This window comes from Streptomyces sp. NPDC005722, assembly GCF_040630935.1.
In the GTDB taxonomy this organism is placed as follows: domain Bacteria; phylum Actinomycetota; class Actinomycetes; order Streptomycetales; family Streptomycetaceae; genus Actinacidiphila.
The window spans coordinates 1-14,677 of record NZ_JBEXYN010000038.1; the positions used below are offsets into that span (position 1 = coordinate 1).

Annotated in this window: 14 protein-coding genes; 9 read left to right on the forward strand and 5 right to left on the reverse strand. The window is 73.3% G+C overall.

From position 1 onward, the window contains the following. A partial coding sequence (locus ABZ479_RS31525) for a serine/threonine kinase C-terminal domain-containing protein (RefSeq protein ID WP_500464750.1) occupies positions 1-917 on the forward strand: 917 nt, incomplete at its 5' end. A gap of 4 nt (positions 918-921) precedes the next feature. On the opposite strand, the gene ABZ479_RS31530 is transcribed toward ABZ479_RS31525, so the two are convergent. Next, positions 922-1,932, reverse strand: a complete 1,011-nt coding sequence (locus ABZ479_RS31530) for a hypothetical protein (RefSeq protein WP_500464751.1) — start codon at positions 1,930-1,932, stop codon at positions 922-924. A 577-nt stretch (positions 1,933-2,509) separates the two neighbouring features. On the opposite strand from ABZ479_RS31530, the gene ABZ479_RS31535 reads away from it, so the two are divergent. Beyond that, positions 2,510-3,460, forward strand: coding sequence for a helix-turn-helix domain-containing protein (locus ABZ479_RS31535; protein ID WP_500464752.1), 951 nt, complete (start codon positions 2,510-2,512; stop codon positions 3,458-3,460). Then, positions 3,457-4,233: a GNAT family N-acetyltransferase gene (locus ABZ479_RS31540; RefSeq protein ID WP_500464753.1), complete on the forward strand. Its 777-nt coding sequence runs from the start codon at positions 3,457-3,459 to the stop codon at positions 4,231-4,233. Before ABZ479_RS31535 ends, ABZ479_RS31540 begins: the two co-directional genes overlap by 4 nt. Before the next feature lie 68 nt (positions 4,234-4,301). Here ABZ479_RS31540 and ABZ479_RS31545 read toward each other — a convergent pair whose 3' ends face one another. Both ABZ479_RS31545 and ABZ479_RS31550 read right to left on the reverse strand, forming a co-directional pair. Beyond that, positions 4,302-5,669: an MFS transporter gene (locus tag ABZ479_RS31545; RefSeq protein WP_500464801.1), complete on the reverse strand. Its 1,368-nt coding sequence runs from the start codon at positions 5,667-5,669 to the stop codon at positions 4,302-4,304. Positions 5,670-5,914: 245 nt separating this feature from the next. Continuing rightward, the gene (locus ABZ479_RS31550; RefSeq protein ID WP_500464754.1) at positions 5,915-6,319 is read right to left on the reverse strand and encodes a VOC family protein; all 405 of its coding nucleotides are present in this window, start codon (positions 6,317-6,319) and stop codon (positions 5,915-5,917) included. 84 nt (positions 6,320-6,403) lie between these two features. On the opposite strand from ABZ479_RS31550, the gene ABZ479_RS31555 reads away from it, so the two are divergent. Next, a complete protein-coding gene (locus tag ABZ479_RS31555; RefSeq protein ID WP_500464755.1) occupies positions 6,404-7,012 on the forward strand; it encodes a YdbC family protein in 609 nt (202 codons plus the stop codon). A gap of 39 nt (positions 7,013-7,051) precedes the next feature. On the opposite strand, the gene ABZ479_RS31560 is transcribed toward ABZ479_RS31555, so the two are convergent. Then, positions 7,052-7,846, reverse strand: a complete 795-nt coding sequence (locus ABZ479_RS31560; protein WP_499601889.1) for a VOC family protein — start codon at positions 7,844-7,846, stop codon at positions 7,052-7,054. Between the two features lie 151 nt (positions 7,847-7,997). Between ABZ479_RS31560 and ABZ479_RS31565 the strand changes: the two genes are divergently transcribed. The 3 genes from ABZ479_RS31565 to ABZ479_RS31575 all read left to right on the forward strand — a co-directional run bounded on the left by ABZ479_RS31565 (position 7,998) and on the right by ABZ479_RS31575 (position 11,486). Continuing rightward, complete coding sequence (locus tag ABZ479_RS31565; protein WP_499601888.1) at positions 7,998-8,663, forward strand: phosphoglycerate mutase family protein; 666 nt, start codon at positions 7,998-8,000, stop codon at positions 8,661-8,663. Positions 8,664-8,718: 55 nt separating this feature from the next. Then, complete coding sequence (locus ABZ479_RS31570; protein WP_500464756.1) at positions 8,719-9,621, forward strand: ADP-ribosylglycohydrolase family protein; 903 nt, start codon at positions 8,719-8,721, stop codon at positions 9,619-9,621. 404 nt (positions 9,622-10,025) lie between these two features. Beyond that, positions 10,026-11,486, forward strand: coding sequence for a DUF4153 domain-containing protein (locus ABZ479_RS31575; RefSeq protein WP_500464757.1), 1,461 nt, complete (start codon positions 10,026-10,028; stop codon positions 11,484-11,486). A gap of 58 nt (positions 11,487-11,544) precedes the next feature. On the opposite strand, the gene ABZ479_RS31580 is transcribed toward ABZ479_RS31575, so the two are convergent. Next, a complete protein-coding gene (locus ABZ479_RS31580; protein ID WP_499601883.1) occupies positions 11,545-13,092 on the reverse strand; it encodes an MFS transporter in 1,548 nt (515 codons plus the stop codon). 110 nt (positions 13,093-13,202) lie between these two features. On the opposite strand from ABZ479_RS31580, the gene ABZ479_RS31585 reads away from it, so the two are divergent. Both ABZ479_RS31585 and rnhB read left to right on the forward strand, forming a co-directional pair. Beyond that, on the forward strand, positions 13,203-13,796 hold the full coding sequence (locus ABZ479_RS31585; protein ID WP_499601882.1) for a TetR/AcrR family transcriptional regulator: 594 nt from the start codon (positions 13,203-13,205) through the stop codon (positions 13,794-13,796). 154 nt (positions 13,797-13,950) lie between these two features. Then, positions 13,951-14,646: a ribonuclease HII gene (gene rnhB / locus ABZ479_RS31590; protein ID WP_500464758.1), complete on the forward strand. Its 696-nt coding sequence runs from the start codon at positions 13,951-13,953 to the stop codon at positions 14,644-14,646. The last annotated feature ends 31 nt before the right edge of the window (positions 14,647-14,677 follow it).

Genomic DNA, 14,677 nt, shown 5'->3' on the forward strand with positions numbered 1-14,677 from the left:
ACGCGGGCCCGCTGGGGCCGGTGATCGCCGGGCTGCTGGTGCGGGAGCCGCAGGGCCGGTTGTCGGCGCCGGAGGCCGAGCGGATGCTGCGGGCGTGCGCCGCCGAGACCGAGACCGAAACCGAGAGCGTCCCCCGTGACGGCCTCGTGTCCCCCGCCGGCCCGGCCCGCGCCGGGCGTTCCGGGGCAGGCGGTTCGGTGACCGCGCCCGTCCCTTCCCCTGTGTCCGCCTCCGTGCCCGGGCCGCGTGCCCGCGGGCGGCGTGCCCCGCTGTGGGCCGCCGCCTTCCTGGTGCCCGCCCTCGCCGGGGGTGGGGCGTACGCCGTGCCGCTCCTGCGCGACGTGGACCGTACAGGGGCGGGCCCGTCCCGTTCCGCGTCCGCCGCGAGCACGCCGGACGTGTCCCCCGCGGCCTCCGCCACGGCCCGTCCTTCCGTACGGCCGACGCCGGCCCACACCCCGCCCCCGGTCCCCGAGGGCTACCACCTCGCCGAGGAACGGGAGCGCGGCTTCTCCGTCCCCGTGCCGGACGGCTGGAAGCGTCAGGTGAGCGACGACGGGCGGCAGTTCGTCTACGTCGACCCGACGGGGCTCGTGGGCCTGCGGGTCGCCGCGCTCGACTTCGCGGGCCCCAGTCCGCTCCGGCACTTCGAGGACGTCGAGGCACAGATGGTCCCCGACCTGCGCGGCTACGAGCGGCTGCGGATGCAGAGCACCCGCTGGCGCGGGAAGCCCGCCGCGATATGGGAGTTCACCTTCCAGGGGAGCGCCCGCGGCTTCCGGGCGATCGACCTCGGCTTCGGGGAGCCCGGCGGGCAGGAGTTCACGGTCTACCTCTCCGCGCCGTCGGACCGCTGGGCCTCCTACCGGGCCGTCTTCGACAACGCCGTCGACGGGTTCCGGCAGGACACGCCCTGAGGCCTCAGCCGTCCGACGGCTCGCCGTCGTGCCCCGTGGCGACGCCGACCCGGCCGGGCCCGGCCGGCACCGAGGGCACGGCCTCCTCCGCGGCGCGGGCCGCCGGACGGCGGTCGCGACGGACGTCCCCGGCGACGAGGGCGACCACGGCCGCGGAACCGACGAGCTCCAGCAGGTCCTGGGAGGTGTCCACCAGGGTCTGCGCCGTCGCGCCCACCGCGTACGCCCACAGCTCGGTGAACGCCGAGGGCATCATGAACAGCGCCAGGCCCACGGAGAACCCGGTCGCGACGGGACGGCGCCGGGCGGCGAAGAGCATCCCGGCACCGCACAGCACCGTCAGGCAGGCCCACTGGTACGGGGCGGAGACGCCGAGGACCGCTCGTCCCGTCCCCTTGCCCACGAGCAGGTCGCCGAGCGTGCCGGGGCCCACCTGGAAGGCCGTCACCGCGTTCCTCCCGATGTAGAAGACGTTCAGCACCGCGAGGAGCAGCCCCGAGGTGGTGGCCGTGACCTTCACCGGCCGTATTCCGCCGGCGGCCGACGCCTCCGCGGCGGCGGCCTCGTACTCCATCCGCCGGGCCAGGTACAGCAGCGCCCCCAGGACGAGGGCGAGCATCACCGCGAGCGCGGCGGTGCCCCCGACGACGCTCACCGAGGGACCGCTGAGGCCCCCGAACCAGGGGTCGGAGGGGGAGTCGAGGAGGACGTACCAGACCGTGGGGAGGCGGAAGCCGAGCGTCGCCGCGCACGAGGCGACCAGGAGTCCGCCGGCGCCCCGGGTCCGGTCGAGCGCCGCCAGGCCGGCCGCGAGCTGCAGTGCCGCGAGGCCCAGGTCCAGCGAGGTCGTCGCCGCGAGGCCGGGCGCGCTGCCGGTCGTCCACAGCGACCACGCGCCGGGCAGACCGCGAGCGGCGACGTCGTACAGGAGCCAGGAACCCGTCTGGACGAACAGCGCGAGGCTGAGCACGGCCAGGGCGAGGCGTACCCGGCGGATCGACACAGCCGGATTCATCGCGTGCTGTCCCCTTCGACGTCCATCTGAACCAGGCGCTGATGCAAGCATTCTGAGGGATGCTCAGGCAAGCTCCCGCCGTGATTCGATCGAATTGGCGCTCCCCTTCCATTCCTGGCACGGGCATTCCATTTCCCGGCCGGCGAGCGCCGCGGCGGACGGCCACCGGCCGCGGACCGACGGCGATGGAATGCGGGTGCCGCGCCCCCGTCACGCGGAGTGCCGGTCCTGGCGCGGCCGTACTATTTCCGGGGACGCCGCATGGGCGACAATGCCGTGGGCCGTGCTGCGCTCCCGGGGCGGGCCGTGGGCGGCGATCCCGGTCGCGGGCGACCGGTGGGCAATGGGGCCCGGATGACGTGTCCGCCGCAAGGGGAATAGGAATTGCCTCAAGGGTTTCGATGACCGACCGTGGGTGGCCGTACAGGGCCGGATCCCGGGCTGGATAACGTTGTCATCCGGGTCGCGGCCTCGGTACGCACACCCGGCCGAGAGGGTGCAGGTGAAAGATCAGCGATTGGCGGGAACGGTGGACTGCGCGCAGCATCGCGGGGGCTCCATAGATTATCGGGCCGACATGAGTTTGACGGCCGAACAGGCGCAGGCTTCGGAACGGCACTTCCGGGAGTGGGAGCGCGGCCCGTTCTCGCACCTCATCCGTCTTTCCGTCCCCCATTTCGCCGTTCCCCGTGGATTCCGTTTCGTCGCGAACGGTCATCTCATCGACGGGCTGCTTTCCGCCCGGGTCTACTGCGATTCGCTGACCGGGGTGTCGGGGAACAACCTGGACCAGGACCCGATCGTCGCCGATCTGGTGACCTCGGGCTGGATCGAGTTCCAGGACGGGAAGAAGCGGCATTCCGTCAAGCCCGGGCAGATATGCATTCGCGACACGAAGGCCTCCTGGGAGTTCTCGTGCGCGCCGGCGACGACCGCGCACGTCGTCTCGATCCCGCGGCACCTCGTGGTCCCCCGGATCGGGTCGCCCCGGGTGCTCGGTCAGGCGTACCTGTCGGACGCCGACGTCCCCGAGGTCCGCTTCCTGCTCAACTTCCTGGACGCGATCAGGAGGAGCAGCGACGACCTCGAGGGGTCGCCGGCCGCGCGGGACATGGCCCGGGAGGCCTCGGCCACGCTGTTCTCCCGGATGATCTCCGAACGGCCGGGTCCGGGACTCGGCGACCACCCGCAGGCCGTCGTGGTCGCCGCCAGGAACGTCATCGAGCAGAACCTCGAGAGCGGCGAACTGTCGCCCCCGATGGTCGCCCGCAGCGTCGGGGTGTCCCTCCGGACCCTGCACCGGTGCTTCTCGGCGTCCAACGACTCCGTCATGTCGTTCGCCCGGCGCCGACGTCTGCAGAAGGCGCACGACGAACTCCTGGACCGCGGCAGCACGACCGGGATGTCCGAGGTCGCGGCACGCTGGCACTTCTCCGACGCCAGCCACTTCATCAGGCACTTCAAGTCGGTGTACGGGGCCACCCCGGCCGCCTACCTCCGCAGCCACAGGAAGGCGGGTTCCCCGTGACCGCCGTGCACGATCCGCTCGGGCCCATCGCGGCCGCCTACGCCGACCTCGTGGAGGCCCTGGCGACGGTCGCCACCGGGCACGCCCGAAGGGGCCGGGGCGACGCCGTGCTGGCCGTCTCGGGGGCGCCGGTCGCCTCCCTCAACGGCGTGTTCAGCCCCAGCCCCGAACCGCTCGCGGACGACCTTGCCGCGCTGGCGGAGTCCGAGCGGTGGGAGGTCCCGTGGAGCATCCAGGTCCGCGGGGTACCGGGACGGCTCGTCACCCGGGAGGCGGCACGGCACGGCCTCACCGACCTCCACCGCAGCCCGCTCATGGTCAGGTGGCCCGACCACGGCGTGCCGCCGCGGACGCCCGCGGAGTCCCTCGAGGTGCGGGCGCTGGACGCCGCCGGGCTCGGCCTGTACGCCGAGGTCATGGCGGAGGGCTTCGGGGTGCCGCGCGAGGTGTTCGGGCTGTTCGCCGATCCGGCGATGGGCCGGCTGGACGGGGTCACGTTCTACCTGGCGGAAGCCGGCGGCGTGCCGGTCGGGACGGGCATGACGGCGGTCCGCGGCGACCTCAACGGGATCTTCAACGTCTCCACGCTCCCGGGCCACCGGCGCCGCGGCTACGGGCGGGCCGTCACCATGGAGCTGGTCCGCGCGGGCTGCGCCGCCGGCGCCTCCACGGCCTACCTGTACGCGAGCGCGATGGGCGAGGCCGTGTACGCGTCGGCGGGCTTCCGCACCGAGGAGTACTTGTCGGTGTTCGCGGCCCCGTCGCAGGAGTGAGGGACGGCGCTGCGCGCGGAGCCCCGCGGGTCCCGGACCCCGCGGGGTCCGGGACCGGCCGGTCGTCCTCAGGCCCGCGCGGCGGCGTCCGGTTCACGCCGTGGTCGCAGCATCACCAGCGCGAGCACGAAGGCCGCCGCGAGGAGGGCCGCCCCGGTGCCGAAGGCGAGGCGGAAGCCCCCGGTGAGGGCGGCCGCCTCCTCGTGCCCCGCGGCCACGAGGTCCTGGGCGCGGGAGCCGGCGAGGGTGGACAGCACGGCGACCCCGAGTGCGCCGCCCACCTGCTGGGTGGTGTTGAACAGGCCCGAGGCGACGCCCGCGTCCCGCGGCCCCGCACCCGACATGCCGAGCACGGTCAGCGCCGAGACGGCGAGGCCGAAGCCGGCCGCGAGCAGCATCGTGGGCAGCAGGTCGGCGGCGTAGCCGGCGTGCACCGGCAGCCGGGTGAGCAGGCCGAGCGCGACCACCAGCAGGGCGAGCCCCGCGAGCAGGACGCGGCGCTCGCCGAAGCGCGCGCTGAGCCGGGCGGACAGCAGCAGCGAGACGGCACCGATGGACACGGCGGCGGGCAGCATGGCCAGTCCCGTGGCCGCGGCACCGTAGCCCCGGACGTCCTGCAGGTAGAGCGCCACGAGGATCTGGAACCCGAAGAGCGCGGAGACCATCAGCACCTGGACGAGATTGGCCCCGGAGACCTCCCGCGAGCGGAACATGCGCAGCGGCAGCAGCGGGGCCGCCGCCGTCGCCTGCCGGAGCACGAAGCCCGCGAGGAGCGCGACGGACAGGGCGGCGAGACCGAGGGTGCGGCCGGATGACCAGCCGTGGCCACCGGTCTGGACGATCGTGTAGACGCCGGTCATCAAGCCGGTCGTGACGAGGAACGCGCCGAGCGCGTCGGCGCCCCAGGCCGCGGGCCGCGCGGGGTCGGGCTCCAGCACGCGGACGGCCAGCAGCGCCGCGGCCGCCCCGATGGGCAGGTTGATGAAGAAGATCCAGTGCCAGCTGACGGCCTGGGTGAGCACGCCGCCGAGCACCTGCCCGATCGATGCCCCGGCGGCGCCGACGAAGCTGAACGCGCCGATGGCCCGGCCGCGTTCGCGGGGTTCGGGGAAGAGCGTGACGAGCAGGCCGAGGCTGACGGCCGAGGTCATCGCGCCGCCGACGCCCTGGAGGAAGCGCGCCGCGATGAGCACGGCCTGGTCGCCGGCGACGCCGCACAGGAACGAGGCGGCGGTGAAGACGGCCAGTCCCGCGACGAACATCCGCTTGCGTCCGAGGAGGTCGCCGAGCCGTCCGGACAGCAGGAGCAGCCCGCCGAAGGCGATCATGTAGGCGTTGACCGTCCAGGTCAGGTCGGCGGGGGAGAAGCGCAGGTCGCGCTGGATGGCGGGGAGCGCGACGGTGACGATGCTGCCGTCCAGCACGATCATCAGCATCCCGGCGCACAGGACCGCGAGGGCCGGCCCGCGGGAGCGGTGGCCGGGGGCGGCTTCCCCGATTGCCTTGGTTGCCGTGGTCGCCGCGGTTGCGGCCGTGGGTGAGGTGCGTGCGCGTAGGGGCTGCGAGGTGCGTGCGCGTAAAGGCATGGCGTCGTCTCCTGGTCGTCGGGACACCCAGGTGTGACGCTAGCAGATTGTTTTGTTGCGGACTATCTCTTTCGGTCTTGCTTTCCTGGGTCCGGTCAGTACGACTGGAGTTCCACGAGGGCGCCGTCCGGGGTCCGCAGGTGCGCGGTCCGCAGTCCGGGGCCCCATGCGGGCCGGTCCTGGGGCCCGGCGAGGACGGCGGCACCGTGGGCGGTCAGCTTGCCCGCGGCCGCCTCGACGTCGTCGACCCGCAGGACGAGCATCGACGCGTCCTGCGCGGGGGCGTGCGCGGGAAGGGCGTCGGTGCCGATGGCCCTGGCGAGCGCGGCGCGGGAGAAGAGCGTGAGGGCCGCCTCACCGCCCAGGTCCCAGTTGGCGTAACCGGCCTGCGGGATCACCTTGACGGGTTCCGTACCGAGCAGGTCGCGCAGGGCGGCGGTCCAGAAGCGGACGGCGGTGTCGAAGTCCTCGACGAGCAGGCGCGGGTACAGGGTGTCCATGTCGTGATCGTATTCCGCCCCCTTTCAGGGGAGTTGCTCCTCCGATGGGGCGGAAGCCCCGCCGGCGGGCCGTAGGATGGCGCGGTGCTGGTGAAGTGGATTCGCTGCGGAATCGTCGATCGCGCCGGATTCGAGCGCGGGCAGCGGAAATGGGCCAACGGGCTCATGGGGGAGCCGGGGTTCCGGGGGCAGGGCGGCGGCTGGAGCCGCAGTCAGCCGGGTGTCGCGCACCTCTTCGCGTTCTGGGAGGACCGCGACTACTACGAGGCCTTCATGGCCGGTGCGCACGACCGCCTCGCGGCCGCCCAGGCCGGCACCTACGAGAGCCTTGGCGTCAAGCTCTTCGAGCACCGCCTGGACGTCAAGGTCGGCTTCCGGCCCCGCTTCGCCGACGGCGACCTGCTGCGCCTGGCGCACTGCAAGGTGCGTCCGGACCGCGTCGAGCACTTCGTGCTGATGCAGGAGAAGGTCTGGAACCCGGCCATGGCCGGCTCCCCGGGGATGCTGCGCGGGGTCTTCGCACAGGGCCCCGAGTCCGACTTCCTGGTGCTGTCGATGTGGGACTCGACCTCCGAGCACGCCAAGTACCGGGACGGTTCCATCCTGCGACTGTCCGAACGGGCGGATCTCGACGCCGACGTGCTCACCGTCGCCGGGGACGTCGTCGACCTGGAACAGGCCTGGTCGATATGACGCCACGGCGACCGGGGACCGTCCCCGGCGCCGCCCGCCTCAGCCCTCCCCGCCCCGCGCGGACGGGCGGGTGATCACCGAGAAGTACGCGCCGTGCGGGTCGTCGAGCACGGCGACCCGTCCGACGTGCTCCAGGTCGAACGGCGGCACGGAGACGCTGCCCCCGAGCTCGGTGGCGCGGGCGGCGGCCGCGTCGGTGTCGGCGACGGAGAAGTAGTGCATCCAGTGCTGGGGTATCTCCGGCGGCCAGGCGTCGTTCATCAGCAGGATGCCGCCGAACTTCCTTCCCGCGCCCTCCACTTCGAGCTCGGTGTAGGAGCTGTCCCCGCCGAACGGATGGGTCTCGCCCGTCCAGCCGAACACCTCGCGGTAGAAGGCGCGGGAGCCGTCCACGTCCCGGGTGTTGAGCTCGATCCAGCACAGCGCGCCCGGCTCGTCGAGCAGGCCCGCCCCGCTGAACCGGCCCGGCTGCCACGCGGCGAACTCCGCGCCGTGCGGGTCCGTGAACTGTGCGAAGCCGCCCTGGTCGAAGACCGTCATCGGCGGCACGCACACCGAGCCGCCCGCGGCCTCGACCGCCTTGGCGGTGTCGGTCACGTCGTTCGTGGCCATGTAGGTGATCCACCGCGGCCGGTCGCCCTCGGCCATCACCGGGCCGACGGCCGCCACGTGCTCGCCGCGCAGGCTGAAGAAGGTGTAGCCGCCGGCCTCCGGGGGACCCGCCTGGGAGTCCCAGCCGAACAGGCCGCCGTAGAACGCGCGGGAGGCCTCGATGTCGGGACTGCTCAGATCGGTCCAGCAGGGTGTGCCGGGAACGAACGACGTGGTCTTCATGGCGGCCTCCAACCGTGGCGCGCGAACGCGCCCCCCTCTTCATGCTGAGTCTGAGGTACGCCACTGACAATCGGGGGAGACGGCGGCCGGCCGGCGGGCCGAGCGGGTGCCCGCCGCGACCCTGCTCGCGCGCACGAATTACAGTGAGGCCATGGCCCGACCGCGTCGCATAGTGCTCATCAGGCACGGAGAGTCCCAGGGCAATGCCGACGACACGATCTACGAGCGGGTGCCCGACCACGCGCTGACCCTCACCACCAGGGGCGAGGAGCAGGCCCGCGCGGCGGGCCGGGAGCTGCGCGAGCTGTTCGGCGAGGAGCGCGTGCAGGCCTTCGTCTCGCCATATCGCCGGACGCATCAGACCTTCCACCTGCTCGGCCTCGACCCGTGCCGTACCCGGGCCAAGGAGGAGCCCCGGCTGCGCGAGCAGGACTGGGGGAACTACCAGGACGCCGAGGACGTGCAGCGGCAGCGCAAGGCCAGGGACGCCTACGGCCACTTCTTCTACCGCTTCGCCCAGGGCGAGTCCGGGGCGGACGTCTACGACCGCGTCGGGTCCTTCCTGGAGACGCTCTACCGCGCCTTCGACAAGCCCGAGTTCCCGCCGAACGTCCTGCTCGTCACCCACGGGCTCACCATGCGGCTGTTCTGCATGCGGTGGTTCCACTGGACCGTCGACGAGTTCGAGTGCCTGTCGAACCCCGACAACGGCGAGACACGGATGCTGCTCGCCGAGCCCGACGGCCGGTACGGGCTCGACCGGCCCTTCTCCCGCTGGCGGACCACCGACTCCGACCTGGCGCGATATCACGGGTGAGATTGCGCACAGGACGATTGACCCGGGTGGCACCGGATGTCAGAGTTCTCCCGCCATGACCGCTGACCCGCATGACCTCCCACGCCGCCGCGCCCTGTCCAGCCTGCACGGTCTCGCCCTGGGCGACGCCCTCGGCTCCCAGTTCTTCGTGCCGGCCCACTACCCGGCCCTGCAGGGCCGCACGCTGCCGCCGGGGACCTGGCAGTGGACGGACGACACCGAGATGGCGTGCTCGGTCGTCGCGGTCCTGGACTCGCGCGGCACGATCGACCAGGACGCCCTGGCCGCCTCCTTCGCGGCGCACCACGACTTCGACCGCGGTTACGGGCCCGGCGTGAACCGGATGCTGCGGCTGATCCGGCAGGAGGGCGCCGACTGGCGCACGCTGGCCGCCGAGATGTTCAACGGCCAGGGTTCCTGGGGCAACGGCGCCGCCATGCGCGTGGCGCCCCTGGGTGCCTGGTACGCAGGCGAGCCGGAGAAGGCCGCCGAACAGGCCGAACTGTCGGCGTACACCACCCACCAGCACCGCGAGGCCGTCGTGGGGGCGATGGCCGTGGCCGCCGCCGCCGCGCTCGCCGCGGACCCGGCCGGCCCCGGCGCCCCCGCCGACCTCATCACGCGCGTCGTGGCGCTGCTGCCGCGCAGCGCCGTGCACGCCGGGCTGCGCCGCGCCGTCGACATGCTCGACTACGACGACGTCGCCACCGTCGCGGCCGTGCTCGGAAACGGCCGGCGCACCAGCGCCCACGACACGGTCCCCTTCGCCCTGTGGTCCGCCGCCCGCGGCCTCGGCGACTACGAGGGCGCCTTCTGGACCACCGCCCGCGCCGGCGGGGACGTGGACACCACCTGCGCCATCGTGGGCGGGATCATCGCCGCCGGGGCCGGTGGCGAGCCCCCGCGCGAGTGGCTGGAGCGCTGCGAGGCCCTCCCGGAGTGGCTGCCCGCCGGCTGACCGTCCGCCGGTCCCGCCCCCGAGGTCCCCAACCCCCTGCATTGTCACGGGCCTGTCACAGACTCGGTCGTGCGGCCCGCACCGCGTTCGCGCGGCCGGCCGGCGCGCCTAGCCTGTCGGCCACGCCGTCCGGCCGATCTTCACCGGACGGCAGTCGAGTATCCGGTCCCGCGTGCCGCCTCCGGCCGCCGTGCGACCGGCGGGGAGGGGTTCTCATGTCCGACACGCCGTCCGACGCCGCACCGGCGGCGCAGGCGTCCGCACCGCCACACCCGCAGGCACCACCGCGGAAGAGCGGTCCACCCGCCCCTCCGGCGGCGCCGTACGCGCGTCCCTGGACGCCGCCACCACCGCCCCCGCCCCCGGCCTGGGTGGTCGCGAGCCGGCCGCGGACCCCGCGTGCCGTGCGGCCCGCCGCACTGTGGGCGGCGCTGCTCACCGGCGTGCTGACCTCGGCCCTGCTGCGCGGCGGCCTGGGGATCAACCTGCTGCTGGTCACCGTTCCCGCCGTGGCCGCGGCCGCGGTCGCCGCCCGCGACCACGGACGGCGGCTGCGGCCCTGGTCGGCGCTGTGGGCGGTGGCCGGCCTGACGCTGCTGCTCGTCCCGGCACTGCGGGACGCCTGGTGGCCGTCGTTCCTGGCCGTCGTCGCCGCCGCCTTCCTGGGCTCGCTGGCGCTGCACGGCGGCCGCCGCTGGCCCGGCGTCCTGCTCGGCGGCGCCGGCCTGTGGTTCGCTCCGGCGTCCGCGATCGGCTGGGCGCTGCGCGGGCTGCGGGAGCGGGCCGGGCGCGGCCGGGGCCGGCTGGTGCCGATGCTGAAGACCGTCGGCGTGACCGCCGTGCTCCTGGTGGTCTTCGGCGCGCTCTTCGCGGGGGCCGACGCGGCCTTCGCCGACCTGCTGTCCGACCTCATGCCGGACGTGTCCGTCACCGACGCGCCGCTGCGCGTCCTGCTCCTCGCCGTGGGCACGCTGTTCGCGCTCTGCGCCGCGTGGACCGCCGCGGCGCCGCGCCGCTGGGACCGCATCGAGGTCACGCCGGGACGCGCCCGCAGGCGCGCCGAGTGGGCGCTCCCGCTGGTCGTCCTCGCCGGGCTGTTCGCCGCCTTCAACGCCGTCCAGCTGGCGGTGCTCTTCGGCGGCTACGAGAAGGTGCTCGCCCAGACCGGCCTGACCTACGCGGAGTACGCGCGGCAGGGCTTCTGGCAACTGCTCGTCGTCACCCTGCTCACCATCGCGGTGATCGGCCTCGCGCTGCGCTGGGCGCCGCGCGGCACCGACCGCGACCGCCTGCTCGTGCGTTCCGTGCTCGGCACGATCTGCGTGCTGACCCTGGTCGTGGTCGCGTCCGCGCTGCGCCGCATGGACCTCTACGTGGACGCGTACGGGCTGACCCGGCTGCGGATCTCGGTGGCGGGTGTGGAGCTGTGGCTCGGGCTGCTGATCGTCCTGGTCATGGCGGCCGGGGTGTTCGGCGCGCGCTGGCTCCCGCGTGCCGTGGTGGTGAGCGCCGCGGCGTCCGTCCTGGCCTTCGGGCTGGTCTCGCCCGACGCGCTCATCGCCGGCCAGCAGGTGAGCCGCTTCGAGAGCAGCGGCAAGATCGACCTGGCCTATCTGCGGAACCTCTCCGCGGACGCCGTCCCGGAGCTGGACCGGCTGCCGGAGCCGCAGCGCTCCTGCGCCCTGGAGAAGATCGCCGAGCACCTCTACGAGGACGGCACCGAGGCCTGGTACACCACCAGCCTGGACGAGGTCCGGGCCCGGTCCCTGCTCGACGGGCGCCCGCCGCTGACCGCCGACCAGCCGTGCCGCGCGGCGGGTCTGGACGGGTTCTCCGTCGACTGGCGCGACCCCGCGTACCCGTGACGCGAACGCCGTGTGCCGCCGCCCCGGCCTCCCCTCGGGCCGGGCGGCGGCGCCGGTGTCAGGCCGCGGGCACGCCCGCGCCGCCGCTGAGCGCCTCCAGGTCGCTCCTGCGGACCCGGATCACGAACACCGCGGTGACGAGCGCCAGCGCGACCAGCCCCACGCCCGCGTAGAAGGCGGTCGAGATGCCGTGCGCCAGCACCTCGTGGCCCCACGGCGGCGGCAGTTCGTGCGTCCGCCGGAAGGCCTCCTGCTGCTCGGGGGTGGCGCGCGCGAGGAAGTCCGGGAGGAGACCGGTGGCCTTGTCGCGGCTCGCGGTGCCGAACACCGTCACCAGGATGGACAGCCCGAGCGAACCGCCGACCTGCTGCATCGCGTTGAGCAGCCCGGAGGCGGCCCCCGCCTCGTGCTGGGCGACCCCGGAGACGGCCGTCAGGGTCAGCGTCACGAAGTTGAGGCCCATCCCGAAACCGAAGAGCAGCATCGGGCCGAGGACACCGCCCACGTAGCTGCTGCCGGGGTCGATCAGGGTCAGCCACGCCATCCCGGAACCGGTCAGCGCCGAGCCGGCGACGAGGAACGGCTTCGGCCCCAGCACCGGCAGGAAGCGGGTCGACAGCCCGGCCCCGGTCACGATCGCGGCCGTGACCGGCAGGAAGGCGAAACCCGCCGCTATGGGGCTGTAGCCGAGCACGTTCTGCACGAAGAGGACGATGAAGAAGAACATGCCGAACATGGCGGCGGCCAGGCTCAGCATCATCAGGTAGGTGCCCGAGCGGTTGCGGTCGGCGAACATCCGCAGCGGGGTGATCGGTTCCCGGGCCCGCCGCTCGACGACCACGAAGGCGCCCAGCAGCAGGACCGCGGCCGCGAACGAGGAGACGGTGAGGGTGTCCCGCCACCCCGAGTGCGCGGCGCGGATGAAGCCGTAGACGAGCGAGGCCATGCCGAGCGTCGAGGTGACGGCCCCGGTGACGTCGAACCGCCCCGGGTGCCGCTGCGACTCGCCGATGAAGCGTGGCGCCAGGAACGCGATCAGCAGCCCGATCGGCACGTTGACGAAGAACACCCAGCGCCAGTCGAGCCAGTCGGTGAGCATGCCGCCCGCCAGCAGCCCCACGGCACCGCCGCCCGCGGAGACGGCGGCGAACACGCCGAAGGCCCGGTTGCGTGCCGGGCCCTCGGGGAAGTTGGTGGTGATGAGCGCGAGCGAGGTCGGCGAGGCTATCGCGCCGCCGACGCCTTGCAGCGAGCGTGCGGCGAGCAGTTGCCAGGGCTCCTGCGCGAAGCCTCCGAGGAGCGAGGCGAAGGAGAACAGCAGGATGCCGGAGACGAACACCCTGCGCCGTCCCAGGATGTCGCCCGCGCGCCCGCCGAGCAGCAGCAGACCGCCGAAGGTGAGCGTGTAGGCGTTGAGCACCCAGGACAGATCGGTGGTGGAGAAGGAGAGCGCGTCCTGGATGTGCGGGAGCGCGATGTTCACAATGGTGGCGTCCAGCACGACCATGAGCTGGCAGGCCGCGATCACCGCGAGTGCGATGCCCGGCCTGCCGTCACGTCGCGCGGCTCCGGGCTTTCGTGGTGAGGTGAGTTGCCCAGTCGTCACGAGGTCCCCCAGTCGGTGACTTAGTGAACGGTCGCGTTCACTGTGTACGACAGTAGGGTGATGGTTGTAGTGAACGCAAGCGTTCACTAGCGAGCGATTGAGAAGGTGGCATGGCCATGTCGCAGGGAGCGGGCACCCGCCGCCGCGGGCCCGTCCTGGAGCGGGCGATCCTCGGGGCCGCCCTGGAGCAGCTGAGCACGGTGGGCTGGCGAGGGCTGACCATGGAGGGCGTCGCCGCCGGTGCCCAGACCGGCAAGGCGGCCGTCTACCGCCGGTGGCCGTCCAAGCAGGCACTCGTCGCGGACGCCCTGCAGACGGCCTTCCCCGAGGTCCCGGACGTCCCGGACCTCGGCGGCCTGCGGGAGGACCTGGTCTTCCTCGTGCTGCGGATGCGCGAGGCGATGTACTCGCGCGGCGGGCTGGCGCTGCGCTCGGTGATCGACGAGTGCGACCAGGAGGCCGCCCACTGCTTCGTCCGGCTGATCATGGAAGGGGTCGTCGAACCCACCAAGCAGCGCATCCTCGACGTGGTCCGGCGCGGCATCGAGCGCGGTGAGGTACGGCCCGACGCCACCGGCGACATCGTCGCCGACGTCGTGCCCGCGCTCATGATGTACCGGTCGAAGATCGGCGGCCGGGAGATCACCGAGGAGGACCTGACCGAGGTCGTCGACCAGGTGATGCTGCCCCTGCTGCGCCCCTGACGCCGTCGCCGGGTGCCTCCGTCGCTGGGTGCCTCTGTCGCCGGGTGCTTCCGGCGCGGACACGGCCCGGTCGTGCCCGGGGAGCGATTCCCGTACGCGCTGCGCGGACCTGCTCCGGGACGGCCCAACACGGGAGCGTAGGCTAAGCCTTGCCATGGTCCACGAACCCCCCACCCACACCGTCGAGCGCTCGCTGCGTGCGACCCTCGGCGCCAAGGTCATCGCGGGCGTCGACGAGGTCGGACGGGGCGCCTGGGCCGGGCCCGTCACGGTGTGCGCGGCCGTCACCGGTCTGCGACGGCCCCCCGACGGCCTCACCGACTCCAAGCTGCTGACCGTCAAGCGCCGTAACGCACTCGCCGGTGTGCTCACCGGATGGGTGAACTCCTTCGCGCTCGGCCATGCCTCCCCGGAGGAGATCGACGCGATGGGGATGACCGCCGCGCTGCGGCTCGCGGCCACGCGCGCCCTGGACGCCCTGCCCGTGCGGCCGGACGCGGTGATACTCGACGGCAAGCACGATTACCTCGGCGGCCCCTGGCGCGTGCGCACGGTCATCAAGGGCGACGTCTCCTGCGTGGCCGTGGCGGCCGCGTCCGTGATCGCCAAGGTGCGGCGGGACGCGATGATGGCGGAACTGGGCGTCGACTATGCTCCGTTCGGCTTCGAGGCCAATGCCGGGTACCCTTCGCCGGTGCACCGGGCGGCACTGGAGGAACTGGGGCCCACCCCGTTCCACCGGCTGTCCTGGGCATACCTCGACGCGCTGCCGCGTTGGCAGCACTTGAAGAAGGTCCGGGAGACCGTGGAGGCGGGGGATACGGGTGAGCAACTCGGGTTCGACTTCTGAGCCGAGTTGTGACCTACCCGCCGCTGCGTTG